This window comes from Cytophaga sp. FL35, assembly GCF_014349235.1.
GTDB lineage: Bacteria > Bacteroidota > Bacteroidia > Flavobacteriales > Flavobacteriaceae > Euzebyella.
Map to the genome: position 1 here is coordinate 147335 of NZ_JACSOH010000009.1, position 25217 is coordinate 172551.

At 40.1% G+C, this 25217-nt stretch carries 22 protein-coding genes; 11 read left to right on the top strand and 11 right to left on the bottom strand.

The annotated features are described in order from the left end of the window. The first annotated feature begins 70 nt into the window (after positions 1-70). From BIZ36_RS09750 to BIZ36_RS09785, 8 genes are all read left to right on the top strand, one after another. Positions 71-3565, top strand: coding sequence for a SusC/RagA family TonB-linked outer membrane protein (locus BIZ36_RS09750; RefSeq protein WP_286174678.1), 3495 nt, complete (start codon positions 71-73; stop codon positions 3563-3565). 11 nt (positions 3566-3576) lie between these two features. Then, the gene (locus BIZ36_RS09755; RefSeq protein ID WP_187457708.1) at positions 3577-5109 is read left to right on the top strand and encodes a SusD/RagB family nutrient-binding outer membrane lipoprotein; all 1533 of its coding nucleotides are present in this window, start codon (positions 3577-3579) and stop codon (positions 5107-5109) included. A 28-nt stretch (positions 5110-5137) separates the two neighbouring features. Then, entirely contained in the window at positions 5138-6637 is a 1500-nt protein-coding gene (locus BIZ36_RS09760) for a mandelate racemase/muconate lactonizing enzyme family protein (protein ID WP_187457709.1), read from the top strand. A 201-nt stretch (positions 6638-6838) separates the two neighbouring features. After that, entirely contained in the window at positions 6839-7774 is a 936-nt protein-coding gene (locus BIZ36_RS09765; RefSeq protein ID WP_187457710.1) for an RraA family protein, read from the top strand. Positions 7775-7787: 13 nt separating this feature from the next. After that, entirely contained in the window at positions 7788-8216 is a 429-nt protein-coding gene (locus BIZ36_RS09770) for a nuclear transport factor 2 family protein (RefSeq protein WP_187457711.1), read from the top strand. 6 nt (positions 8217-8222) lie between these two features. After that, positions 8223-9338 carry a bile acid:sodium symporter family protein gene (locus BIZ36_RS09775; RefSeq protein WP_502709164.1) on the top strand — a complete coding sequence of 372 codons (1116 nt, stop codon included), beginning with the start codon at positions 8223-8225 and terminating at the stop codon, positions 9336-9338. A 153-nt stretch (positions 9339-9491) separates the two neighbouring features. Further along, complete coding sequence (locus BIZ36_RS09780; RefSeq protein ID WP_187457712.1) at positions 9492-10532, top strand: sugar kinase; 1041 nt, start codon at positions 9492-9494, stop codon at positions 10530-10532. Positions 10533-10576: 44 nt separating this feature from the next. Beyond that, positions 10577-11245 carry a bifunctional 4-hydroxy-2-oxoglutarate aldolase/2-dehydro-3-deoxy-phosphogluconate aldolase gene (locus BIZ36_RS09785; protein WP_187457713.1) on the top strand — a complete coding sequence of 223 codons (669 nt, stop codon included), beginning with the start codon at positions 10577-10579 and terminating at the stop codon, positions 11243-11245. A gap of 3 nt (positions 11246-11248) precedes the next feature. Here the strand turns inward: BIZ36_RS09785 and uxuA are convergent, their stop codons facing one another. Together uxuA and BIZ36_RS09795 are read right to left on the bottom strand one after the other, a co-directional pair. Continuing rightward, on the bottom strand, positions 11249-12448 hold the full coding sequence (uxuA, locus tag BIZ36_RS09790) for a mannonate dehydratase (RefSeq protein WP_187457714.1): 1200 nt from the start codon (positions 12446-12448) through the stop codon (positions 11249-11251). 44 nt (positions 12449-12492) lie between these two features. Next, complete coding sequence (locus BIZ36_RS09795; protein WP_187457715.1) at positions 12493-13299, bottom strand: SDR family oxidoreductase; 807 nt, start codon at positions 13297-13299, stop codon at positions 12493-12495. Between the two features lie 131 nt (positions 13300-13430). Between BIZ36_RS09795 and BIZ36_RS09800 the strand changes: the two genes are divergently transcribed. After that, entirely contained in the window at positions 13431-14261 is an 831-nt protein-coding gene (locus BIZ36_RS09800) for a fumarylacetoacetate hydrolase family protein (RefSeq protein ID WP_187457716.1), read from the top strand. A gap of 13 nt (positions 14262-14274) precedes the next feature. Here the strand turns inward: BIZ36_RS09800 and BIZ36_RS09805 are convergent, their stop codons facing one another. From BIZ36_RS09805 to BIZ36_RS09825, 5 genes are read right to left on the bottom strand one after another with little or no spacing between them, the layout of a single operon-like run. Further along, a complete protein-coding gene (locus BIZ36_RS09805; RefSeq protein ID WP_187457717.1) occupies positions 14275-14622 on the bottom strand; it encodes an L-rhamnose mutarotase in 348 nt (115 codons plus the stop codon). A gap of 11 nt (positions 14623-14633) precedes the next feature. Further along, positions 14634-15947 carry an L-fucose:H+ symporter permease gene (fucP, locus tag BIZ36_RS09810; protein ID WP_187457718.1) on the bottom strand — a complete coding sequence of 438 codons (1314 nt, stop codon included), beginning with the start codon at positions 15945-15947 and terminating at the stop codon, positions 14634-14636. 34 nt (positions 15948-15981) lie between these two features. After that, positions 15982-16776, bottom strand: coding sequence for an SDR family oxidoreductase (locus BIZ36_RS09815; RefSeq protein WP_187457719.1), 795 nt, complete (start codon positions 16774-16776; stop codon positions 15982-15984). Positions 16777-16820: 44 nt separating this feature from the next. Beyond that, complete coding sequence (locus tag BIZ36_RS09820; protein ID WP_187457720.1) at positions 16821-17648, bottom strand: amidohydrolase family protein; 828 nt, start codon at positions 17646-17648, stop codon at positions 16821-16823. Positions 17649-17657: 9 nt separating this feature from the next. After that, positions 17658-18674 carry a zinc-binding alcohol dehydrogenase family protein gene (locus BIZ36_RS09825; RefSeq protein WP_187457721.1) on the bottom strand — a complete coding sequence of 339 codons (1017 nt, stop codon included), beginning with the start codon at positions 18672-18674 and terminating at the stop codon, positions 17658-17660. A gap of 329 nt (positions 18675-19003) precedes the next feature. Here BIZ36_RS09825 and BIZ36_RS09830 point away from each other — a divergent pair, with 329 nt between their 5' ends. Further along, on the top strand, positions 19004-20020 hold the full coding sequence (locus BIZ36_RS09830) for a zinc-dependent alcohol dehydrogenase (RefSeq protein WP_187457722.1): 1017 nt from the start codon (positions 19004-19006) through the stop codon (positions 20018-20020). Positions 20021-20056: 36 nt separating this feature from the next. Further along, the gene (locus BIZ36_RS09835; RefSeq protein WP_187457741.1) at positions 20057-20821 is read left to right on the top strand and encodes an SDR family NAD(P)-dependent oxidoreductase; all 765 of its coding nucleotides are present in this window, start codon (positions 20057-20059) and stop codon (positions 20819-20821) included. A 60-nt stretch (positions 20822-20881) separates the two neighbouring features. On the opposite strand, the gene BIZ36_RS09840 is transcribed toward BIZ36_RS09835, so the two are convergent. The 4 genes from BIZ36_RS09840 to BIZ36_RS09855 all read right to left on the bottom strand — a co-directional run bounded on the left by BIZ36_RS09840 (position 20882) and on the right by BIZ36_RS09855 (position 24949). Then, on the bottom strand, positions 20882-22603 hold the full coding sequence (locus BIZ36_RS09840; protein ID WP_187457723.1) for a phytoene desaturase family protein: 1722 nt from the start codon (positions 22601-22603) through the stop codon (positions 20882-20884). Between the two features lie 61 nt (positions 22604-22664). Continuing rightward, positions 22665-23777 carry a Gfo/Idh/MocA family protein gene (locus BIZ36_RS09845; protein WP_187457724.1) on the bottom strand — a complete coding sequence of 371 codons (1113 nt, stop codon included), beginning with the start codon at positions 23775-23777 and terminating at the stop codon, positions 22665-22667. A gap of 1 nt (position 23778) precedes the next feature. After that, positions 23779-24468 (bottom strand): SGNH/GDSL hydrolase family protein, encoded by a 690-nt coding sequence (locus BIZ36_RS09850; protein WP_187457725.1) that lies wholly within the window; start codon positions 24466-24468, stop codon positions 23779-23781. Positions 24469-24481: 13 nt separating this feature from the next. Continuing rightward, the gene (locus tag BIZ36_RS09855; protein ID WP_187457726.1) at positions 24482-24949 is read right to left on the bottom strand and encodes a hypothetical protein; all 468 of its coding nucleotides are present in this window, start codon (positions 24947-24949) and stop codon (positions 24482-24484) included. Between the last annotated feature and the right edge of the window lie 268 nt (positions 24950-25217).

Sequence of the window (25217 nt, forward strand, 5' to 3'; positions counted from 1 at the left end):
CTGGCACATTTCCCGATTGGGATTTAGAGTGATATACGCAATCGTTAACCATCTAAATTTGAACAAATATATGAAAAACCCAATCATATGGAGTAGGGAGAATATGCCCTATCCATTGAAGTTACGGCTAAAAATGAAATTTAGTATTTGCCTTTTTGCCATCATTTTTTTTCAGGCTCAGGGAAACACGTCTTCGGCTGATACGGAAATTACGCTACAGCTAAAGAATGTAACCTTGGAAAAGGTATTTCAAGAAATTGAATCTCTTACTAGCTTTAAGGTTCTATATAATGACAATCAGGTTAATTATAATAGAAAAGTTAGTGTTAGTTATGTAAAGGCTCCATTAAAAGGGGTACTCACCGATTTATTCCAGGACACTTCCATTACGTTTGAAATCTTGGACACACAGATAATTCTAACAAGAAGTTTGCCTTCGTCAAAAATTAAAGCCACTGAAGCCAAGGTTCAACAAGATATTTCAGGGGTTGTTACGGATGTTAATGGAATGCCTCTTCCGGGGGTTTCCGTTGTTGAAAAAGGCACCTCCAACGGAACGGCAACAGATTTTGATGGAAATTATTCCTTGGTTACCCAAAATGCAAATGCCGTTTTGGTGTTTAGCTCCATAGGTTTTGCGACCAAGGAAGTTTCGGTAAATCAGTCGGCCACCATCAACGTTCAATTAGAGGAAGATTCCGAAGCATTGGACGAAGTGGTAGTGACGGCTTTGGGCATCAAACAAGAAACGAGAAAACTAGGCTATTCCGTAGCTAAGGTGGATGCGGAGGAAGTGAACGTAAACCGTTCGTCCAATTTCATGAATACCCTTCAAGGTAAAGTGGCGGGGGTTAATGTTTCGGCCCTTGGTACCGGTCCTGGTGGATCTTCAAAAGTACGTATACGTGGTCAATCCTCCATTTCGGGTACAAACAACCCCTTGATAGTTGTGAATGGGGTACCTATAGATAATACCAGCTTTGGAACTAATATTGGTAGTTCTGGAGGAAGTGGGGAACCCGGTACCAGTAGTGGGGGTGTGTATTCTGATGGTGGGGATGGTTTTTCCAGTATCAATCCGGATGACATTGAAAGTATGACCATTTTAAAGGGGGCAACCGGTGCCGCACTCTACGGTTCCAGGGCCAAGGACGGGGTGATAATGATTACCACCAAAACCCGAGGCACTGGACAGGGAATTGGTGTAAATTATACCTTAAGTATTGCCAATCAAACTCCTTTGGATTTTACGGATTATCAATATGAATATGGGCAAGGGGAAAACGGTGTACGACCTACTTCGGCAAATCCTACCTCAGGGCAATGGTCTTTTGGAGAACGCTTTGAGCCCGGAATGACCCAAATTCTATTTGATGGGGTAGAGGTTCCTTATGAACCGGTTTATGATCGTATTAAGGAATTTTATAGAAATGGCCTGGATATCACTAATTCTATCGGCCTGTCCGGAAATAGTGAAAAAGGTGGCTTCAATTTATCGCTCTCCAATCTTGAAAGTAAGGGCATAACACCCAATAATGAGTTTAAACGTATCAATGTTGGCTTAGGGGCTAGTTACCTCCTTTCAAAAAACCTGTCCTTTACAACCAACATCAATTATTCCAATGAAAAAAATACCAATCCGCCCAATGTGGGGCAGCAGGATAACACCATCCCAGTAGCTTTATTCAATATGGCGAATTCGATGCCTTTAGATTTATTGGATCAAAAGAAATTTGATGAAAATGGTAACGAGTTTGTGTATTCTAGATTTAGGAATAGGACCAATCCTTATTTCACTTTAAGTGAGCAGTTCAATAGTATTGAAAGGGACCGGATTTTTGGTAATGCATCCCTAAAGTATAATTTTTTGCCTTGGCTTTTTGGTCAGGTAAGGGTAGGACAGGATTATTGGTCCAGAGATCAAGAATATAATGGCTATCCTACAGGTCAGGCCTCTAGGCCACCAGCACCTGAAGGATTTGTGAACGGGACCTATACTCAGGAGGTAAGAAGGTTTAGGGAAACGAATGTGGATTTCCTTCTTTCAGCCAATAAGGATTTTGGTGATGATTTTAGTTTGGGTGTCAATTTTGGTGGAAATAAAATGAAACGTGTTAGCAAGCTTAACCGTGTTAACGTCACAGATTTTGTTATTAGAGACTTGTACACCGTTCAGAATGGTAGAGTAAAAGATCCCTTATACGGTTTTTCAGAAAGAGGAGTCAATTCTCTATACGGAGCATTGGACCTGTCTTTTAAGGATACGTATTATATAAGTGCTACAGCACGTAATGATTGGTTTACAACATTGTCTCCGGCGAATAGAAGTATTTTATACCCTTCTGTTTCAGCAAGCTACGTTTTTTCCAATGCCTTGGATAATGTGGAATGGTTAACTTTTGGCAAACTACGTGCTGCTTATGCCGAGGTGGGAAGTGACACGGATGTACCGCCATATTCAGATGCTTTATTTTATAATATCAACGCGAATTTATTTGCAAACTCCAATGGACAATTTCAGCCTGTAGGTGCTCCAAATACAAACACCCTTCCAAATCCAAATTTAAAGCCAATGAGGGTGAAGGAAACCGAATTTGGCTTGGATTTGAGAATGTTCAATTCCCGTGTGAATTTAGATTTAAGTGTCTACAGGAAATCTACTTTTGATCAAATTATACCGGCACAAATTTCAAATGCTTCCGGTTTCGTAAGCACCCTAATTAATAGTGGTGAAAGTAGGAGCGATGGTGTGGAAGCCCTATTGACGCTCGTACCTGTACAAAATGAAGATCTTAAGTATGACATTACCCTTAATACATCATACAACAAAACCAAGGTTGTTTCTTTGTTAACAGATACTCCGGGGGAAAGTATTGTGGTAGGAACCCACGCTTTTAATGGTTTTCTTTATCAAGTAGTGGGGGAGGAAATTGGTCAATTGGCCGGTTTTGGCTATAAATTCGATGAGCAAGGAAGGCAAATTTTTGCGGATGATGGTAGACCCCTGCGCTCAGATGATATTGTCTTTTTTGGCAGTGCCTTACCTAAATGGGTAGGTGGCATTACCAATAGTTTTAGGTATAAGAATTTTAATGCCTCTTTCCTTATAGATTTTAAACTGGGAGGCAAAATGATTTCCGGTACCAACTTTAACGCTACCAGGCACGGACTCCATAAAATGACTTTGGAAGGTAGGGAAGGCGGAGTTATTGGTGATGGTGTCAACCAAGCAGGTCAACCCAATACAGTTGCTACACCGGCACAGACCTACTGGGAAGTTGTGCGCTCTCAGCAACTTATTGAACCAATTGTATATGATAGTGGTTATTGGAAATTTAGACAACTAAACCTAGGTTATGATTTAACAGATTTGGTTCAGGATAGTACTTTTTTCCAAGGCTTAACGGTAAGTCTCTTTGCCAACAACCTCTTTATCATTAAAAAGTGGGTCCCGAATATCGATCCGGATTCATTTGGCTATAGTTCCGATAATGTATCGGGATTGGAATCTACTGGTGTACCTACTACTAGAAGTATTGGCTTAAACCTTAATTGTAAATTTTAAAGGAAAGCATCATGAAAAATAAACTATACAGATTTTTGATTTTTGGATTGATTTTCATGGGCTTATCATGTGATAAGAATTTTGATGAAATCAATACCAATAATGTAGACCCAACAAAAGAAAGTGTCGATCCCATTTTTCTTCTTAACAATGCCATCATAAATACGTCATTTTCAAATGCGCAGCTTATTTATGATTTAGGCGTGGTCCAGCAGATTATTTCTCCCAATTCAGGAGTATTAACAGGTGCCAATTACAACCAGGACAATAGGGATGTTACCGATGACCATTGGGTTAAGTATTATGAAAATGTCATTAAAAATACCGGAGATATATTGGGTCAATTACAAGCTGAGGATGCCCCAGACCGGCCCAACCTATTGCATATGACCAGGTTGGTACAGGCGTTGACCTTTATGATTCTAACTGATGAGTACGGTGATATACCTTATTCCGAAGCGGGTAAAGGGGTATCTGACCAAATTGTATTACCCTCCTATGATTCTCAAGAAGCCATTTATGCTGATTTGATCAGTGAGGTCAAGGAAGCAACAGCCGGACTAAGTGCTTCCGCGCCTTCCGAAAATGGAGAAGTACTTTATTCCGGTGAGATTGCTAAGTGGAAAAAATTTGGGAACTCCCTGCTCCTTAGATTGGGAATGCATATTTCTGAAGTTAACCCATCATTGGCAGAGCAAACGGTGTCTGAGGCCTTTGCAGCAGGACTTATGGAGTCCAATGAAGATAATTACGTAATTAGGCATGATAACAATTTCACCAACAATGCAGGCTCATTATTGAACTCAACGGAAGCCAACAATTTTTACATGGTCGACACTTTTGTAGATTTCCTGTCAAGTACCAATGACCCTAGGTTGCAGTCCTTGGCCTTACGTTTTGTGGGGGCTACCTCCGGACCGGAACAAACCGTGGAGGCAGGCGTAAAAGACCCCGAGGAACAGGTGGGCATACCCATGGGCTATGACAACGGTACCATTGGAGGGGTGGCAAGTGATTTGGGTCTCGCCAGTTTTTATGATTTTACACAAGTTGATAGATTTCTGGTAGCCAAGCAAACGGCACCTATGTATATAATTACCTATAGCCAGACTCAATTATTATTGGCAGAGGCAGCAACCCGGGGTTGGATAAGTGGAGATGCCGAAACATTTTATAACGAAGGGGTTAGGGCCCACATGCAGTTAATGTCCAGCTATGATGAGTCAGTAGCTATAATGGAAGAAGAAATAGACACCTATTTAACTGAAAACCCATTTGATGCAGCCAATGCTTTGGAGCAAATAGGAAACCAATATTGGGTCTCTTGCTTTTTGAACGGTCCGGAGGCATTTGCCAATTTTAGGCGAACCGGTTTTCCAGATTTAGACTCAAATCCATATCCCGCTCAGGACATCAGCACAGATTTTATTAACAGATTGACTTATCCCAATTCCGAAGTGGCAACCAATAATGAAAATTTGGGTGCTGCAGTTTCCAGAATGGGTGCAGATAATCTGGATACCAATGTATGGTGGGATCAATAAATAACAAATCCAAACATAGATACAGAAAATGAAGAACACTTTAAAACAGCTTATTGCTAAAAGTAGGGCAGAAGACAAAGCATATGCACAACAGCGTAAAGCTGAAATAATGAGTCCTAAAACAGGAGACGACCGTAGAAATTTTCTCAAAAAAACGGCTCTCGGTGGTATTGCCCTTTCAAGTTTCATGGGCTATTCTTTTGAAGATACCATAGCCGAGACAACTTCCAAAGTTAAAAGGGCCTCTGCTCCGTCAGAATTGAAAATTACGGATATGCGGTACGTGGTGACCAACGTAATGGGGGGTACGCCTATTATCAAAATTGAGACCAATCAAGGTATTCATGGTTTGGGTGAAGTAAGGGATGCTGCAGATGTACGATATGCATTGATGCTTAAAAGTAGAATTTTAGGAGAGAACCCCTGTAATGTCGAGAAAGTATTCAAAAGCATCAAACAGTTTGGTGGACCCGCTCGTCAGGCGGGTGGTGTCTGTGCTGTTGAAATGGCCCTATGGGATTTGTGCGGAAAGGCATACAATGTTCCTGCGTGGCAGTTGCTTGGGGGGCGTTATCGCGATAAAGTTCGTCTATATGCCGATACCCCTGAGGCCAACTCCCCGGAAGAACAACAGCGTCTCATTAATTTTAGGGTAAAGGAACAAGGGTATACTTGGCTTAAAATGGATGTGTCCATCGGAGAATTAAAGGGTAAAAAAGATACCGTTGTCAACGGTAAATTCTGGGAAGATTCCAAAGGAAGCCTTTCTCAATGGGGAGATCAAAGAAACTTTATGTCCTATGGCAATACCATGCATCCTTTCACTCAAATTCAAATTACGGAAAAGGGTTTGGAGCATTTACAACAAGTGGTAGAGGATGTTAGGAATATGGTAGGATATGAAATTCCTATTTCAACAGACCATTACGGCCATTTTGATATGAACAACAATATTCGTCTGGCAAAGGCTTTAGAGAAATATCGCTTAGCTTGGTTCGAGGATATGGTACCCTGGCAATACACGGAACAATGGAAGGAAATAACGAGAAGTATAGATACGCCAACAACTACTGGAGAGGATATTTACCTGTTAAAAGATTTCCTGCCCCTCATTCATGAACGTGCGATAGATATCGTGCATCCTGATTTGGCTTCCTCGGGCGGATTGCTGGAAACTAAACGGATAGCCGATTATGCCGAAGAATTTGGTATTGCCATGGCCATGCACCAAGCAGGAACCCCCATTTCCTTTATGGCGAATGTACATTGTGCTGCCGCCTCGCAGAATTTCTTGGCTTTGGAGCACCACTCTGTGGATTTACCTTGGTGGGAAGATTTAGTGACTACCGTGGGTGGATTTAAAATGATAGATAAAGGTTTTGCTACAGTACCTCTTACCGCCCCAGGTTTGGGAATTGAGCTAAATGAGGAAGTGCTAAAGAAACATGTACATCCAAAAGACAAAAGTTATTTTGAACCTACGGACCAGTGGAACAAACTAATGTCCCATGACCGTACCTACAGTTAAAATCGAAATTCATATTTATATGATTTTTCAAACCATAGCAGAGTGTTAGTCAATTTTGTTTGAGTTGGTTTGGTTGCCGTTGGACTCCCCGAAGCCTTAATTCGGGGACGTTCAACTACATTGGCAATAACGTACAAAATTGTTACATTGTTAAAAGATTAAAATAATATCGAACTACTTAATAATAATGAACAGTAAAAAATGATAAAAAGACTATTTTTTGGAGTATTTATTTTCCTTTTAAATGTTCCTATGCATGGCCAAGGGGTTATGGCTACTTCGGACTTCGTTAAGGAACTGACGTCCAATTGGGAAGGAGAACGTTTTGAAGATGGCAGACCCAAAGTTTCGGATGCATTGCTAAAAAGACTTAAAAATATCCAAATTGAGGAAGCGTGGGGCTATCTTAGAAATAAGGGCTATAACAATCAATATGATGGCGGTTGGAAAATTTTGCATCCAGAACAAGTAATGACCGGTAGGGTATTAACATCACAATACATGCCTCTAAGACCTGATTATCAGCAGGTGGTCAAAGAGAAAGGTGGAAAAGAAAAAAGGGATACCATTGGAGGTAGTAATTCGTGGCCCATTGAAATTTTAAAGCCCGGAGATATTTATGTGGCAGATGGCTACGGAAGGATAATTGATGGTACATTGATTGGTTCCAACTTAGGAAATGCCATTTATACCAATTCCCAAAACGGGGTCATATTTGATGGGGGCGTTCGTGATGTTGCCGGTTTGTTGGATATTGAAGGGTTTAATGGTTGGTTTAGGGGAGATGACCCTTCGTATCTAAAGGAACAGATGCTTACTTCGATCAATAATCCAATAAGGATTGGTAGGGCAATTGTTCTTCCTGGGGACGTAGTTTTGGCCAATCAACACGGGGTAGTATTTATCCCTTCCCATTTAGTAGCAGAATTGGTTATCTCTTCTGAAGTTGTGGGATTACGTGATGTTTTTGGGTTTCAACGCCTACGTGAGAAGACCTATACTCCTGGACAAATAGATACCAAATGGACCGATGCCATTAAGGCCGATTTTCTAAAATGGATTAAAAAATATCCCGATGAAAAATTACCAATGACAAGAACGGAATTGAATACCTATTTAGAAAACCATTATAATTAATTCCAATAAACGAATGATGAACTTTAAAATGTCCCTATCACTTTTTTTTCTTTTAGCTTTTTTGCAGTTAAATGCCCAATCAGACATTCAAAGAATTGAAAAAGGTGTAGAAAAGCTTTATGAGGCGATGGTAAATAAAGATGAAAAAGGCTTGATGCACCTTACCTCAAAGCAACTAACCTACGGTCATTCCAGCGGTACCATAGAAAACAAGGAGCAGTACATAGAGGCTGTAATGACCGGTTCCTTTGATTTTTTCTCCATAATACCTGAAAATCAAACCATTTACATTTCAAAAGACATAGGGATTGCCAGACATATTTTTGTGGCTAACGGTACTAATAATGGCGAAAAGGAAGATGTTAGGATCGGGGTACTAATGACCTGGCAAAAACAAGGTGATAATTGGCAATTGTTAGCTCGTCAAGCATATAAACTTTAAGTTATTTTGAAAAAGCTTTCCTTTTATTCCGTAAGCCTGATTTTGTCAGGTATGCTACTTTTGGTAATTCTCTACATGATTATTACAGGCAAAATTGACCAAGCTGGATTACTGTTTCTTTTGTTCTTTGGGTTGTTGGCCTTTGGGTTTAGTGGATATAAATCCCTTAATAGTTTGGTCTTTACCATAACCATATTTGCAGGTGTGGCAGCAGCTTTGTACTATCCACACTATTTTACCTACGTAGGGTATTTCAAGTTGACCGCCTTGATTATTCCCTTAATTCAAATTATTATGTTTGGTATGGGTACCTCCATGAGTATAAAGGATTTTGCAGGAGTGTTTAAAACACCTCGAGGTGTATTTATAGGAGTGGCCGCTCAATTATTAATAATGCCCTTAGTGGGTTTTGCACTGGCCAAAACGAGTAATTTTCCACCTGAAATTGCCGCAGGTATTGTGTTGATTGGCTGTTCACCAAGTGGAGTGGCCTCTAATGTCATGGCCTATTTGGCAAAGGCCAATTTGGCACTGTCCATTACCATAACGTCCATAGCAACATTACTCGCTCCATTTCTTACCCCTCTTTTAATGAAATTACTTGCCGGAGAATTTATAGAAATCAACGTACTGGACATGATGTGGAGCATCACTAAAATGATTATTCTACCTATTGGTGCAGGTCTAATTTTTAATAAACTTTTTAAAACGGATTTGCTGGATAAAGCTATGCCAATGGTTTCCATGTCAGCCATATTTTTAATTATCACTATTATAACCGCCGCCGGAAGGGACAGTCTTTTGGATATTGGAGGAATCTTGATGCTATTGGTGCTGATACACAATCTGTTTGGTTACGGACTTGGTTACGGTTTTGCCAAACTTTTTAAGATGGAAGAGCAAGATGCAAGAACCATAGCTATTGAAGTAGGAATGCAAAATGGAGGCTTGGCATCGGGAATTGCCAATTCCTTGGGAAAGATAGCTACCATGGGGCTGGCACCCGCCGTTTTTGGGCCGTTGATGAACATTACAGGTTCTATTTTGGCGTCTTATTGGCATAAAAGACCTCCAAAGTCCTTGGGTAGTGTGGAAGTGTCCATTGCAGATTCGCAGAAATAAATATCTCATTTACACTTTATATTGTTAAACGGGAGTAAATACGAGTTTTTGAGCTTTATTTACTCCCATTTTTTATGTTTAATATTTAATTTCGGCCCATGGGGATAATTACTGTTATCTTCGTAATTAACAAACAAGTTTAATCAACTCACAATGAAAAAAGTAGTGACCTTTGGGGAAATCATGTTACGATTGTCTCCTCCAGGATTTTTAAGATTTTCGCAAACAACAAGTTTTGATGTCGTTTATGGTGGCGGCGAAAGCAATGTGGCGGTATCCTTGGCCAACTATGGGGTGCCGGTGGATTTCGTTACACGTTTGCCTAAAAATGATATTGGCGAATGTGCCCTAATGGAAATGCGCAAAAGAGGCGTTGGAACAGATAAAATTGTTTATGGAGGAGACCGTTTAGGTATCTATTTTTTAGAAACGGGAGCGGTAAGCCGTGGTAGTAAGGTTGTTTATGACCGTGCGCATTCGGCTATTGCAGAGATTGAAAAGGGCATGATTGACTGGGATGCCGTTTTTGATGGAGTAGAATGGTTTCACTGGACAGGTATTACACCAGCCATTTCTCAAGGTGCTGCCGATGTCTGTTTAGAGGCCGTAAAAGCTGCTAGTGAAAAGGGTATTACTATTTCAACCGATTTGAACTACCGTGCCAAACTATGGAAATATGGAGGCGATAGGGAAGCCATTATGACCGAGCTTACTTCATATTGCGACATTATCTTGGGTAACGAGGAAGATGCAGAAAAGCATTTTGGAATTCATCCAGAAGGATTGGATGTTCACAAACATGGGCACGACGTAAAGGCGGAAGCATTCCTGTCTGTTTGTAAGCAAATGATGAAGAAGTTTCCAAGGGCCAAAAAGGTGATTACCACATTGCGAGGTTCTATTTCGGCTTCCCATAACACTTGGGCCGGCGTTCTATACGATGGTGAAAAAATGTATGAGACCCGTCAATACCAAATTACCGATATCGTAGATAGAGTAGGAGGAGGAGATTCCTTTATGGGCGGTTTGATTTATGGATTGCTGAAATACCCTGAGGATGATCAAAATGCACTTGACTTTGCCGTGGCCGCTTCCTGCTTGAAGCATACTATTAAGGGAGATGCCAACTTGGTAACCGTTGATGAAGTTGAAAAATTAATGGGTGGTGATGCTTCCGGAAGGGTCGCCAGATAAATTCATCCATCAGTAATAATAACTACTAACAAATTATAATTTAAATGGCTAAATATTCAAGATTGGAAGTGGCGGAAGTTATGAAGGAAACCGGAATGGTTCCTCTGTTCTACCACCCAGACATAGAATTAGGTAAAAAGGTTTTAAAGGCTTGTTACGATGGCGGTGCCCGTTTGATCGAGTTTACGGCTCGCGGAGACTTCGCTTATGAGGTCTTTTTGGAACTAAACAAATTTGCTTTAAAAGAATTACCAGGAATGATTATGGGTGTTGGCTCCATTACCGATGCCGCTGCCGCTAGTTTGTTCATGCAAATGGGGGCGAACTTTATCGTTACCCCAACCTTGCGAGAAGATATCGCAATTGTTTGTAACCGTAGAAAAGTACTTTGGTCCCCTGGTTGCGGAACCCTTACAGAAATCAATAGGGCAGAGGAACTTGGTTGTGAAATTATCAAATTATTTCCTGGTTCTACGTACGGGCCGGGTTTTGTTAAGGCAATAAAAGGACCTCAGCCTTGGACGAGCATTATGCCTACCGGTGGTGTAAGTACGGAAGAAGCCAACTTAAGAGGTTGGTTCAGTGCTGGTGTTACCTGTGTGGGTATGGGATCTCAATTGATCAGTAAGGAAATTTTGGCCAATAAGGACTATGATGGTCTTGAAGCCAAGGTAAAAGATACCTTGGCTTTGATCAAGAGTATTAGAAGCTAAATTTTAATAGAAAGCTTTACGTATTCCCAATTCCAATCCCCGTAATTCTGCCAAACCGCGTAAGCGGCCAATAGCGGAATAACCGGGGTTGGTTTTTTTATGGAGATCATCCAACATTTGGTGTCCGTGATCAGGTCTCATAGGAATTAGCCAGTCATGCCTCCCTTCTTCTTTTCTCCTTTTTTCTTCTTTAAGAATCAGTTTGATAAGCTCGTACATAGGTACATCGCCTTCCAAATGATTGGCTTCGTAGAAATTGCCTTTTCCATCCCTTTGAGTACTTCTTAAATGCAGAAAATGAACTCGATCGGCGAACCTTTCAAACATTTGTGGAATGTTATTGTCCTCCCTGGCACCCAAGGAACCGGTGCAAAAAGTAATTCCATTGTGAATGGAAGGCACTTTTTCAAAGATATAAGCGTAATCTGCCTCGGTTCCCATAATTCTAGGAAGTCCTAAAATGGAGAATGGTGGGTCATCTGGGTGAATACAAAGCATTACCCCAACCTCTTCGGCAACAGGCACCACTTGCTCCAAAAAGTAAACAATGCTGTTTCTCATTTCATCTTCCCCAATAGTATCGTAGGTATCCAAAATGGTTTGGAATTTAGACAGGTCAAATCCTTTTTCGGGAACAGGATAGCCTTCTGATGATCCAGGTAAACCGGCAATAATGGTCTTTACCAATTCCCAAATATCATTTTCAGACATTTCCTCATGCCTCTTTTTGGCGGCATCAATTTGTTCTTGGGTATAGGTTGCTTCGGCATTGGGCCTTTTTAAAATAAAAAGATCAAAGGCAGCCAAAGCTATAAATTCAAAAGATAAGGCCTTAGAGCCATCTTCCATTTCCAAATCAAGACTGGTACGCGTCCAATCCAGGACCGGCATAAAATTATAGCACACGGTAGTAACTCCGCATGAAGCCAAATTTCTAAGACTTACCTTGTAGTTTTCTATGTGCTGTTTATAATCGCCCTGTTGGGTTTTTATATTCTCGTGAATGGGCAAGGATTCTACCACGGACCATACCAAACCGTTTTCCTCAAGGTGGTTTTTCCTTTTATTGATTTCTTCAACAGACCACACTTCACCATTTGGAATATGGTGTAAAGCGGTGACAATACCGGTAGCTCCGGCCTGTTTAATATCCTGTAGGCTTACCGGGTCACTTGGCCCGTACCAACGCCATGTTTGTTCCATAATTTTATTGTAAGGGTATTAAGTTGTTTTCGAGTTTTAAAGGACTATACACCACTAAAGGCACTAAAACCTCCATCAATTGGTAGAACAATACCGGTAATAAATCTTGCGGCATCACTGCAAAGAAATTGAACGGCACCATTAAGTTCTTCTACTTCGCCAAAACGTTTCATAGGTGTATTTCTAATAATATCTTCTCCTCTTTGGGTATAGGTGCCATCTTCATTGGTTAAAAGTGCCCTATTTTGTTTACCGATAAAGAATCCTGGTGCAATAGCATTTACGCGTACACCTTCCCCAAATTTTAGGGCCATTTCAACTGCCATCCATCGGGTAAAGTTTTCCATTGCCGCTTTGGAAGCGGAATAGCCTGCAACACGGGTAATAACCCTCTCTACGGCCATAGAAGAATAATTAAGGATAACGCCGGACTTTTGTTCGCTCATGGCCTTGCCAAAAACAATAGATGGAATCACGGTACCGTTCAAGTTAAGATCGGTAACGGTCTTGAACGCATCGATTGAAAGATCAAAAATGGTCTTGTCAACGCCAATGGTCGCTCCGGGTAAATTACCTCCGGCAATGTTCAGAAGAATATCTATTCTACCAAAATCCGCCAAAATTTTGTCCTTTACCTCGGTGAGTGATCCTTCATCCAAAATATCAGATTCATAAGCTTTGGCAGTGCCGCCAAGCTTTTCAATTTCTTGAATTAAATCGGTTAACGACGATTCTTTTCTGGATAGTAAGGCCAATTTAGCCCCGGCTTTGGCAAAGCTAATGGCGATGCTTCCTGCCATAGACCCACTGGCTCCAGTTATAATGGCAATCTTGTCTTTGATGCCGTACATAGTTTTATGTTTTAAGGTTGAACGCCGAAGATAAAACAATATCCCATAAAAACTAAAAGTGTATGGTAATCACTTAAAAAAGCAACAAAAAAACTTTACTTTTAAACAAACAAAACTTCCAACTACTACAAATGAAAATCTACAAAACAAAGAATGCTGCCATTTTGGAATACGAAGGAGAACTTTACACCAAAAGGGTGTCTGATTGGGACCAATTTTTAAATAGGACCCATTTATTTTCCTCCCTAAAAGATGAACTCTCCACTTTTGAAACTTATAACGGGGCTATCGAGGAGGAGTCATTATTGAAACCTATGGGTACCCAAGAAATTTGGGCTTCAGGAGTTACCTATATGCGCAGTAAGACGGCACGAATGGAGGAATCTAAAAAAGCGGGCGGTGGTACTTTTTATGATCGTGTCTATGATGCGGATAGGCCTGAACTTTTTTTTAAGGCGACTGCGCAAAGAACGGCCGACCCACTGGGAAAAGTGAGAATTAGAAAAGATTCAGGATGGGACGTTCCAGAACCTGAATTGGCCCTTTTAATAAGCTCCAGCGGAACAATTGAAGGATATACCGTTGGCAATGACATGAGTTCCCGAAGTATTGAGGGTGAAAATCCTTTGTATCTGCCGCAGGCGAAAACCTATGAAGGTTGTGCGGCACTTGGCCCCTGTATTTACATTACGGAAGGCCCTATTTCCCCTGAAACGAAAATAGAGCTCCAAATTTCTAGGAATGGAAGTGTGGTTTTCAACGATGCAATTGCCATTAACCAAATGAAAAGAAAACATCAAGATCTGGTTGATTATCTTTTTAGGGAATGTAATTTTCCCAACGGATGCTTTTTAATGACCGGTACGGGAATTATTCCTCCGGATGAATTCACCTTACAATCAGGTGATGAAATTAGTATTTCTATTGAACACATTGGCACCCTAACCAATACGGTTGCCTAAAATTATTCTTAAGCTAAGGAAGTTGAAAAATTTGATCTAACGGTATCCATTTTTCACCTTCCTTGGCCCACGGAAGGGCTTGTTGAAATTTCCACATTAATTTTTCCCATTTCTGAACCTCGGGATTTTCGGCATCCATTTTTGTTTTTTTGGCGGGGTCAAAAGATTCATCAACTTCCATAATCATAAACATTCGATTACCTGTTAGATAAATCTGCATATCCAAAATACCGGCGTCCTTTATACTCTTTATTATTTCTTTAGGCACAGAACCCGGGGCATGATATTCTTTATATTCTTCAATGAGTTGGGCATCGTCCTTTAAATCACAGGAGTAGCAGTATCGCTTTGTTTGGCTCATGTAAATGTTTTTTAATGATAGCTTTTATAAACTTTTCTTCCGTAAAGTGCGACTACAAGGAAGCATAATAGTGATAGTATAAATGAGAATCGCATTTCTGATACTCCCAAAAAGGTGACATCTTCGTATCCAAAACCTCCCAAATCTAGGATATAGCCTTGTAAATAGGGGAGCAACGCACCACCAACAATGGCCATTACCAAAAAGGCCGCGCCAAATTTGGCATCTTCACCCTGGCCTTCTAATGCAATTCCGTAAATGGTAGGGAACATAATACTCATAAAGAAAGAGGTGAACACTAAGGCATAGATTCCTAACATTCCTGGTAAAAATATGGCTCCCAAGAGGGTAAGCATGGCTCCAAACCCAAAATACATAAGAAGTTTTCCAGAATCAATTTTGGCCATAAGGGCAGTACCTATGGTTCTACCCACTAGAAATACAATATAACCCGCCAGTCCATACCAAACCGCGGATTGGGCGTCAATTTCTAAGGTTTCGGCGTATTGATATACATAGGTCCAGCACATAATTTGGGCACCCACATAAAAGATCTGGGCCACAACTCCGAAGGCAAATTTAGGCTGTTTCCAAAGTCGTTTTACGGAATCAGAAAAATTCACTTTTGCCTCCTGACTTTTATTTTGGGGCATTTTCACAAAACTGATGAGCAGAAAGAAAATAATGACCACCACTCCAAGAATCACGTAAGGATTTCTAATAATCTCTAGGTCACTTGTTCTAATAGCGGCCTTTCCAGCTTCTGTTAGAGTGTCATAGATAGGAACTCCTTCTTCGGTAACATCATCTGATTGAAGGGCTCCCAAAACAAAATTCTGGGCAATCAGAAGTCCCAGTATGGACCCCATAGGGTTGAACATTTGTGCAAAATTGAGTCTACGGGTTGCCGTCTCCTCAGACCCCATGGATAAAATGTAGGGGTTCGCGGTAGTTTCCAAAAAAGCCAGTCCAAATGTAAGTATATACAATGCCGCCAAGAAAAAGCCATAGCTTTCTTTTGCCGCTGCAGGCCAAAATAAAAGTGCTCCCGTGGCGTATAGGGCCAAACCTAACAGTACCCCTTTTTTGTAAGAAAATTTATTTACAAATAGTGCCGCTGGTATGGCCATGGTAAAATATCCGCCATAAAATGCCAATTGTACCAAAGAAGCCTGGGTATTACTTAACTCCAAAACTTTTTGAAATCCCCTAACCATAGGGTTGGTCATATCATTGGCCAAGCCCCATAAGGCAAAAAGGGAGGTTATTAAAATAAAAGGTACGAGTATTTTCTTGGATACTACTGGAGAACGGGATTCTTCCATAATATAAAAATGTTGGTTTGGTTTAAATACTGGTTTAATTTTCTGTTAGTACGGCCCGATCTAGATGAACATAACCTCCGTCTACATGAATAAATTGTCCCGTGGTATGTGAAGACCTATCGGAAATGGTAAACAAGCATGTATTGGCTATTTCTTCCGTTGTGGTCATTCTATTTTCAAACGGAATCTTTTTAATAATGGATTTGAGTTTTTCCTCTCCGTTGGGAACTGTTTTGATCCAGTCATCGTAGGCAGGAGTCCAGCTTTCTGCGATAATGATGGCATTGGAACGTATTCCAAAGGGAACCAGGTCTACCGCCCATTCTCTCGTTAGACCCAAAACGCCACCCTTGGCCGCAGCATAACCAGAAGTTCTTCCTTGTCCGGTCAATGCAACTTTAGACCCAATATTCAGGATGTTTCCTTTGGATTTCTTTAAATAGGGTAGGGCATGTTTCACTATCAGAAAATAGCTCACCAAATTTAATTTTAAGCTATTCATAAATTCTTCGTAGCTGGCATCCAAACCAACGCCGTCATTTACTCCCACATTATTGAGTACCACATCTATACGACCGTACTTCGAAATTATCTCCTTCATGGCGCTTTCAATTTGGCCGGGATCTGTAACATCTGTTTTGCAAAAAAGGGCATCTACACCTTGCTCCTTTATTTCATCTACATATGTGAAGCCCCTGTCATTCCTGTCAATAACAGCAGGAATAGCGCCTTCGTCAACCAATCTTCTTAGAATGGTTTCGCCAATACTTCCTTTTTTACCTGCAGCACCGCAGATAACCACTATTTTATCTTTTAAGTTTAAGTCCATAACGGATGTAGTTAGGTTTGGGTTTTATCCCGTTTAGGTTGTTATTATAAATTATAGAATGCCATGGCATTCTTTCCCATTATTTTTTCTTGTTCAGTTGTACTTAAATCTTGAATAAAGTCCTTTACAAGATTTTTTACTTGCGGATAGGTTCCTGCTACCAAACAAACAGGCCAATCTGAGCCGTACATTACTCTATTGGGGCCAAAAGCCTCCAAAATTAAATTCATATAGGGAAAAATCTCTTCCTTGCTCCAATTATCATAATCCGCTTCAGTAATCATTCCGGATATCTTACAGAATACGTTTTCATGTTTTGATATTTCCTTCATCAATAAGGACCATCCATCAAAAAAACCATCCTTGATATAGGGCTTGGCAATATGATCAATTACAAAAGCCTGATTGGGGAATTTCTTTACGAACTCCAAAACAGCTCCCAACTGATGCGGAAAAACAAGAATGTCATAGGTGTGATTATATTTTTCTAGGAGAGAAATACCATTTAAAAAATCATTCCTTAATAAGAAATTGTGGTCAGCTTCCCCTTGAACAATATGTCTCCAACCTTTTAAGTTCTCATTTTCTTGATACTTTTCCAACTGCTCCGGTAAACTGGTGGAACGTAAATCTACCCAGCCAACAACTCCTTTGACGAAATCGTTTTCGTTTGATAGATTTAAAAGAAATTCCGTTTCCTCCAAGGTTTGATCCGCTTGCACTGCTACACATCCATCAACCCCATGGTTTTCATAAACCGGTTTAAGGTCTTGAGGAAGGAAATCGCGTCTAATTATGGCCATTTGGTCATCTATCCAAGCATGCTTTCGCTCGTCATAAATCCAAAAATGTTGATGGCTGTCAATTATCATCCAATAAATTTAAGAAAAGCTGACGGTAGCTTTGATTACCCCATTTTTAGGGTCTAACCAGCTATCAAAATTAGAAATCATTTCGGTATAGGGTACGGAGTGGGTAATAAAGGATTCCGTTGGAAACTGTTTCTTCCTCATTTTATCCATTACATATTCAAAATCTACCAAAGCCGCATTTCTGCTGCACAAAATGGAGGTTTCCTTGGCATGAATTTTTGGATGGGCAAAAGTAAGGTCTCCTTTGGAAAGTCCAACTAAAATATAACGGCCTCCATGTGCCATAAAATCGATTCCAGATTCTAAAGCCCCTTTATGGCCCGTAGCATCAAAAACGGCAGTGGCCAAATCTCCATTAGTAACTTCAGTAACTTTTTCAACGGCTTCCGCACCACCTAGTACCGTATGCTCAATACCTATTTCGCTTTTCACATAATCCAATCTACCCTGATCCATATCGATAGCGATGACATTGGCTCCTTCAATTTGAGCGAACTTCATGATTCCAATTCCTATGGGACCACAACCAACTACTACCACACTTTCACCCTTCTTTATTTGAGAACGTCGAATGGCATGTGCCCCTATGCCCAAACATTCTACAATGGCTATTTCATCATCCTTTAAGTCATTTGCGGGTAATAATACATTATGAGGTAGCGTAATTTGTTCCTGCATTCCACCATCTGTATGAACTCCTAAAACGGCAATATTGGTGCAACAATTGGTTTTACCGTTTCTACAGGCTACACATTTTCCACAACTTAAATAAGGCATGATAACCACTTTGTCACCTGCTTTTATATTTTGAGGGTTTTCATCTATTTCTACCACTTCGGCAGCAAGCTCATGGCCCAAAATTCTTGGGTAGGTGAAAAAAGCTTGATTTCCGGCGTAGGCGTGTAAGTCCGTACCGCAGATACCAACTTTGGTAATCTTCAGAAGAGCCTCTCCCTTTTTTCTTATGGGAGTTTCCTTTTCCTTCATTAGGAATTCACCTGGCTTTTCGCACACTATGTATTTCATGATAAAATTTTGTTGAGTACAACGACTTTTATTTGACCAGCGCCTAAATTAGGAAAATCCAAGCGATTGAAACGACAAATTACCCATAAGTGTTATAGTTCTAACGATAGCTATCGCAATTAGGATAAATGGGTTCAAAATCCGGGTGTAATCTAAATAGGGGAAAGGGAGAACAATGGAGGTGATTTCTAATTTTTTGAAAAGTGCCGTAGTCTATGAAATCCTGACTTTAATTCAATGGTTCGACAGAATATTTGTTATAAAATAAAAATAACCTTTGTTATTACTAATTTTAATGCCACATTTGTAATACAATCGATTACACAATTATGAAAGCTGCTGTATATAAAGGAAATAAAACTTTTTCCATTATTGAAAGGGAACTAACGGAGCCAAAGCCTGATGAAGTACGGATTAAAGTGGCATATACGGGAGTCTGCGGCACAGATGTTCATATTTATCATGGGATGATGGACAAACGAGTGTCCATTCCGGAAACCATTGGCCATGAGATGAGTGGAATTATAGATGCGGTAGGCGCAGAAGTTCAAAATTTTAAAATTGGGGACAGAGTAGTTGTAAGACCGTTGGATGATCGTAAGGTTAAACCGTCTGATAAGGGATTCAACCATATTTGCGAGGAACTAAAATTTATTGGGATTGATAGTCCTGGTTCTATGCAACAATTTTGGAACGTACCGGCTTTTACGATTCATAAATTAAAACCTGAGACCAATTTGCGGCTGGCCGCCCTAATAGAGCCACTTTCTGTGGCGGTCCATGATGTTAGGTTAAGCGGCTTAAAAGAAGGAGAGACTGCCGTAATTTTAGGTGGTGGACCAATTGGTCTTTTGGTGGCTCTGGTAGCTAAGCAAACTGGAGCACAGGTGATTGTTTCAGAAGTGAACGATACCAGAATAGAAAAAGCAAAAGAAATAGGATTGACCGCAATTAATCCGTTAAAAACAGACTTGTTTAGCTATGTGAAATCCATAACCGAAAATAGGAGGGCAGACGTTGTATTTGAAGTGGCAGGCGTTCAACCAACCTTGGATATGATGACAGAGGTGGCCGGGATAAGGGGTAGAATTGTAATGGTGGCCATTCATGGTCAAAAAAAGGAGATTGATCTATTTCAGTTTTTTTGGAAAGAATTAAAGCTTATTGGCGCTCGTGTATATGAAAAAGAAGATTATGAAAAGGCCATAGAATTGGTAACTGAAAATAAGGTGAAATTTGAAAAATTAATTACGAAGATACGACCGTTAAGTGATATTCAACAAGTTTTTGAAGATATAGACAAACAACCGGACGGCATGAAAATACTTATGGATTGTCAGCAATAAAAGAACAACAAGTAAACAATAAATAAAACAATGAGCATACTCAACAATTTTAGTCTAGAAGGAAAAATTGCCTTGGTTACAGGCTGCAAACGAGGTATTGGTAAAGCCATGGCCATAGGCCTTGCCGAGGCAGGTGCAGATATTATAGGTGTGAGCGCTTCCTTGGAAAAGCATGGGAGCATGGTAGAGCAAGAGGTAGAGGGAATTGGCCGAAAATTTAAGGCTTATACTTGCGATTTCAGCAATAGGAAATCACTGTATGCTTTTATAGAACAGGTAAAGGACGATTTTCCAAAAATCGATATCCTAGTAAATAACGCAGGTACCATACTTAGAGCCCCTGCTGTAGAACATTCAGATGAATATTGGGATAAGGTCATTGAAGTAAATCAAACGGCACAGTTTGTACTTACTCGAGAAATTGGAAAGGAAATGGTTAAAAGAGGATCAGGGAAAATTGTTTTTACGGCCTCCCTTTTAACTTTCCAAGGTGGTATTACCGTACCGGGATATGCTGCAAGTAAAGGGGCCATAGGGCAAATAACTATGGCTTTCGCTAACGAGTGGGCCGGTAAAGGGGTGAATGTAAACGCTATAGCTCCGGGCTATATTAGCACAGATAATACCGAGGCTTTGCGAAATAATCCTGAAAGGGCAGATTCTATTCTAGCCAGGATTCCGGCGGGCAGATGGGGACAACCGGAAGATTTCAAAGGTCCCATTATTTTTCTTTGTTCCAATGCTTCCAATTATATGCACGGTGAAACAATGCTGGTAGATGGAGGTTGGATGGGAAGATAGCTTCATCAACAAATATTTTATAGAAAACGAACTTGATGGAAAATGAAGTTCGTTTTCTTGTTATGCGGATGTTTTTGTCGCTTTTTGTGCTCTTAATTTTTTGGCTGCAATTTTCTTTTTGAGCCACTCAGGATAGTTGGAATCGTCTTCCGCTTCGTAAATCCTAATTTTTTGGTCTGATCTGGGTTTCTTTAATTCGTCTGCTGTACAGCCCAAAATCCTAGCGGCCGTATCAACTCCGGAATGTGCTGCACCCGCAACACCATGGGACAATATACTGGAGCCACACAAAAATAAATTCGCTATTTCGCTCTTTGCCCTATAGGCAAACGGACCAATGTGTTTCATCCGCTTCTCGGTACCATAAACATTACCTTTTGTGGTGTTGATGTAGTATTTATTGGTTAGGGGTGTTCCTAATTCCTTGTGTACAATATGGTCCTTGATCCCCGGAATGGCCTTATTGACACCATTGACCATTTTTTCCATCAACCTTTCCTTTAGGTCCAAATAGGCCTGAGAGCGTTCTTTTCCGTTCGTTTCAAACTTTTCAAAGGTTTTATAATCCACAAAGGTAACTACCTCTAGAGTATGATGTTTTCCATCATACCCAGTAGGGTCTTTTAAGGTAGTACAGCTTATGAACAAACCATCAAAGGAATCACCCTTTGTTATATCTTCGGCATGAATTTCGTCGTAGAAATCATTGGGTCCACGGTTTGGCATTTGCCAGATATTTCCAGAATCTACCCCATGCTTCCTCAAGTCCATATCAACCGTTAGAAAAAGCATGATAGAAGTGCAGGAATAGGTAGTGTTCTGTAATTTTCTTTGAAGTCGCTTACTTAGATTTTCTGCTCCTACTAGCTTATTATATGTGATACCTACATCGGCATTGGAAATGATATGTTGGGCGAAGAGCTGTTCGCCGTTTTCCAATTGAACACCAATAGCCTTTTTTTGCTTTTCACCCTCTAATAATATTTGAGATACCGCGGTGCTCGTACGTATCTCACCTCCATGGTTCTTAATAACCTTTGTCATAGATTTGATAAGTGCGCCTCCACCGCCCATAGGGTAGTAGGCTCCATGAAAATAGTGGTACATCACTGCACTATGTAGTAGAAAAGGGACTTTTTGGGGTGCAGTGCCATGATCACCACACTGAATGTTCAATATTTTTCTTAATAAAGGGTCCTTCACATGCCAACCTACCACTCGGCTTAGGCTAAATAAGGCATACTTTCCAAAATACTTGGTTTTGTACGGCATAATCAACTTCTGCCAAAAGCCCTTAAAATAAGGTATGGAGTATAACTCTCTACTTACGGTTCTCGTAAGTTTGAGATATTTGGCAATATTCTTTTTTTCCTTCGGAAATTTCTTTGAAAGTCGCTCAATAAGGGAATCCAGGTTGTCCGGATAATCAAATCGATCATCCCCAATTTTCACATGTTCATATCCATCAGGGTTCATCCTAAAAAATACAAGGTCGTTGGCCATTTCCAACCCTCGGTAAAGGTCATTGGTGGTCTGCCCTTCGGCCAGTCTGCCAATATAATGCACCCCTGGTGTAAAACGGTGACCATTAAGATAAAAACTGTGGCACCACCCCCCGGGAACATCATGCTGTTCCAAAACCAAAACCTTTTTACCTTCCCTGGAAAGACAAATGGCGCAGGCCAGTCCACCAGCTCCAGAACCTATTATAATGGCGTCATAATCAGCCTGTGATGAAAGGTCTTTATTAGATGAATTTTTTGAGATGGTTTTTTCCTGCATGCCCTTCAAAGATAGGCGAAGTTTGTTATAATTATTCTTTTATTGAACTTTCTCCAATAATTTAAGGATACAATTCTTCCCAATATATGGTTTTACCCTGTTCGGAAGATTTTTTGGCAGCGTTTAGAATCTTTGAAACCATTTCTGCATTTTCAAGAGAGGACAGTCCATATTCCTCAATTTCATATCCTTCATGCACCACTTTTTTGAATAGCGCAAATGGGTCATCAAATCCTGGTTCCCTAGAAGAAGCTTTTACAGGTGAGGGGCCTATTTTTTCATTGGTCATGATCATCATGTCACTACCATTTAGACATTTTATATAACCATTAGTACCAAATATCTCCATATCCTTTACGTGATGTGGCCAGTTCCAAGAGGCTTGAATAACAACTTCGGTACTTGGGTAGGTCAATATTATGGTGGCATCATCCTCTACTTTAGGATATACTTCTGGTTTCATCTGCTGAACGGTACAGGTAACTGAAATCGGAGTTTCACCTTTCATTAGCCAAGTTGAGATATTGGCGCCGTAACACCCAAAATCCATCAATGCACCACCGCCGTTAAGTTTAGGGTCTGTAAGCCATTCTAAAAATTCTTCATCACAGCCAATTTCCTTAGGTCCAAAATGACCCGTGTGAAAAGTTAGTTTTCGCATGGGGCCAATAGCATTTTCATTATGGATTAAATCATAGGCTTTTTGATTACTTCCGTACCATGTGGTTTCATAGTTGGTGAGAAGGTGAATATTATGTTTTTTGGCCAAGGCAATCATTTCTTGGGCATGTTCCCAACTTACTGCCAAGGGTTTTTCAACCATGACATGTATTCCTCTTGGAGCGCAAAACTTTACGGTCTCTAAATGGTCAAAAGTGCTATTGAAGGCATTGACCGCTTCGGGTTGCGTTTCTTTGACCATTTCCTCAATGGAATCAAAAACAATATCCATGGAAAGGCCATATTGTTTGGTAAGTCTTTTTGCTAGTTCCTTGTTCGGTTCTACAATGCCAACAATTTCAATGTTGCTTTTCTTTTCGTTGTTTAGAATCCAATGAACATGGCCATGAACCAAGCCTACTACACCTACACGTACAGGTTGAGAATTTTTTACCTTTTGAGAGTACCCAAAAGTCTGTATACCAAGAAGGAGAATTAGTAATAGATTTTTCATATTATTTAGCTAATGCTTCTTCAATGGCTTTTTCAACCAGAGGTTCCATTACTTTATACCCTTCCACGGTGGGGTGTACCTCGTCATTAGCATATTTTTTAGGTAGCCCGTTGCGTTCATCTACCATTACGGAAAAATAGTCCAGATAAACATGGCCTTGATCATCCGCATAGGATTTTATCATTTTATTGAGTTCCACAATCTTTTCTGCGGGTTCTACTTCCGGTTTCCAAGGATATTTGAAAGCAGGGAGAGTAGAGGCCAATACTACCTTTATGCCATTAGAATGGGCAATTTCTGCCATAGATTTGATATTGTCCATGATCATTTTCAAATTGGAAGGCCCTGTATTTCCGGCAATATCATTGGTGCCTGCCAAAATCACCACCACTTTTGGTTTTAAATCAATCACATCTTGACGAAACCTAATAAGCATTTGAGGAGTGGTTTGTCCGCTAATACCTCTGTTTATATAAGGTTTGCCCTCAAAAAATTCAGGCCTATTTTTCAACCACCCTATAGTAATGGAGTTCCCCATGAAAACTACACGATCCTCATCTTTGCTGGGGGCACTATATGTATCATTATCCTTTTGAAACTGTTTTAGATTGGGCCAGTCTTGTGCTAACATAGTGGTATTAAAGCCTGATAAAAGGAAAGCAAGGGTTAGTGTTCCTATTAATTTTTTCATATGCTGGGGTATTTTAGTTTTCTAGTTCTCTAATTTCTTCTGGAGTTAATGGAATTTGCTCCTTTAGTTTTGGTATGGTAGGTCTTTGGACCATTAAATAAGCGGTCATACAAAGGGCTATGACCAAAAATAAGGCACCGCCGGATAGAAAATAACTTATAAAGCCGAAAAGCGCCGGAGCCTCTATGCAGGCATATTTTGTAATAGAAGCACTTTGATAGGCAGTAAGTTTTTCTTTAAGGTTCTGACTCCTTTCAATTTTTGAAGTTCTTAACCTAAAAAGATACAGACTGGCGAAGTATCCAATAATTGCTACTATAGGTACAATGAATGTGAACGGATTACTTTGGTCAAATTCCGCAATAAATTCACCTTTATCTTGATAAACAAATATTCCGAAAACAACTAGGCCTATGACCAAGGCCATATGTATAATTTTTAGACTTTTAAAAATGGAAGCAGTAGAAATGGGAGCAGGCATAAACGTAATTATGTATTATTCTTCTTGGTCTAATATAAGGATTCTAATCTTCGGGTAAACACAAAACCTTCTAAGAGTTGAGTTTTTAATTATAATCAAATCGAATATTTATTCGGTATACTGGTAGTCCTTCTTTTAGAGAATGTTAAATCCTAAAAATGTAAATATTGTTTAGAATAAAGCTAATTAATAACATTAATCTAACAAATTAACTTAAAATTATACTTCTCTTTAATTTATGACCACAATGGGTTAACGGTTCTAGGAG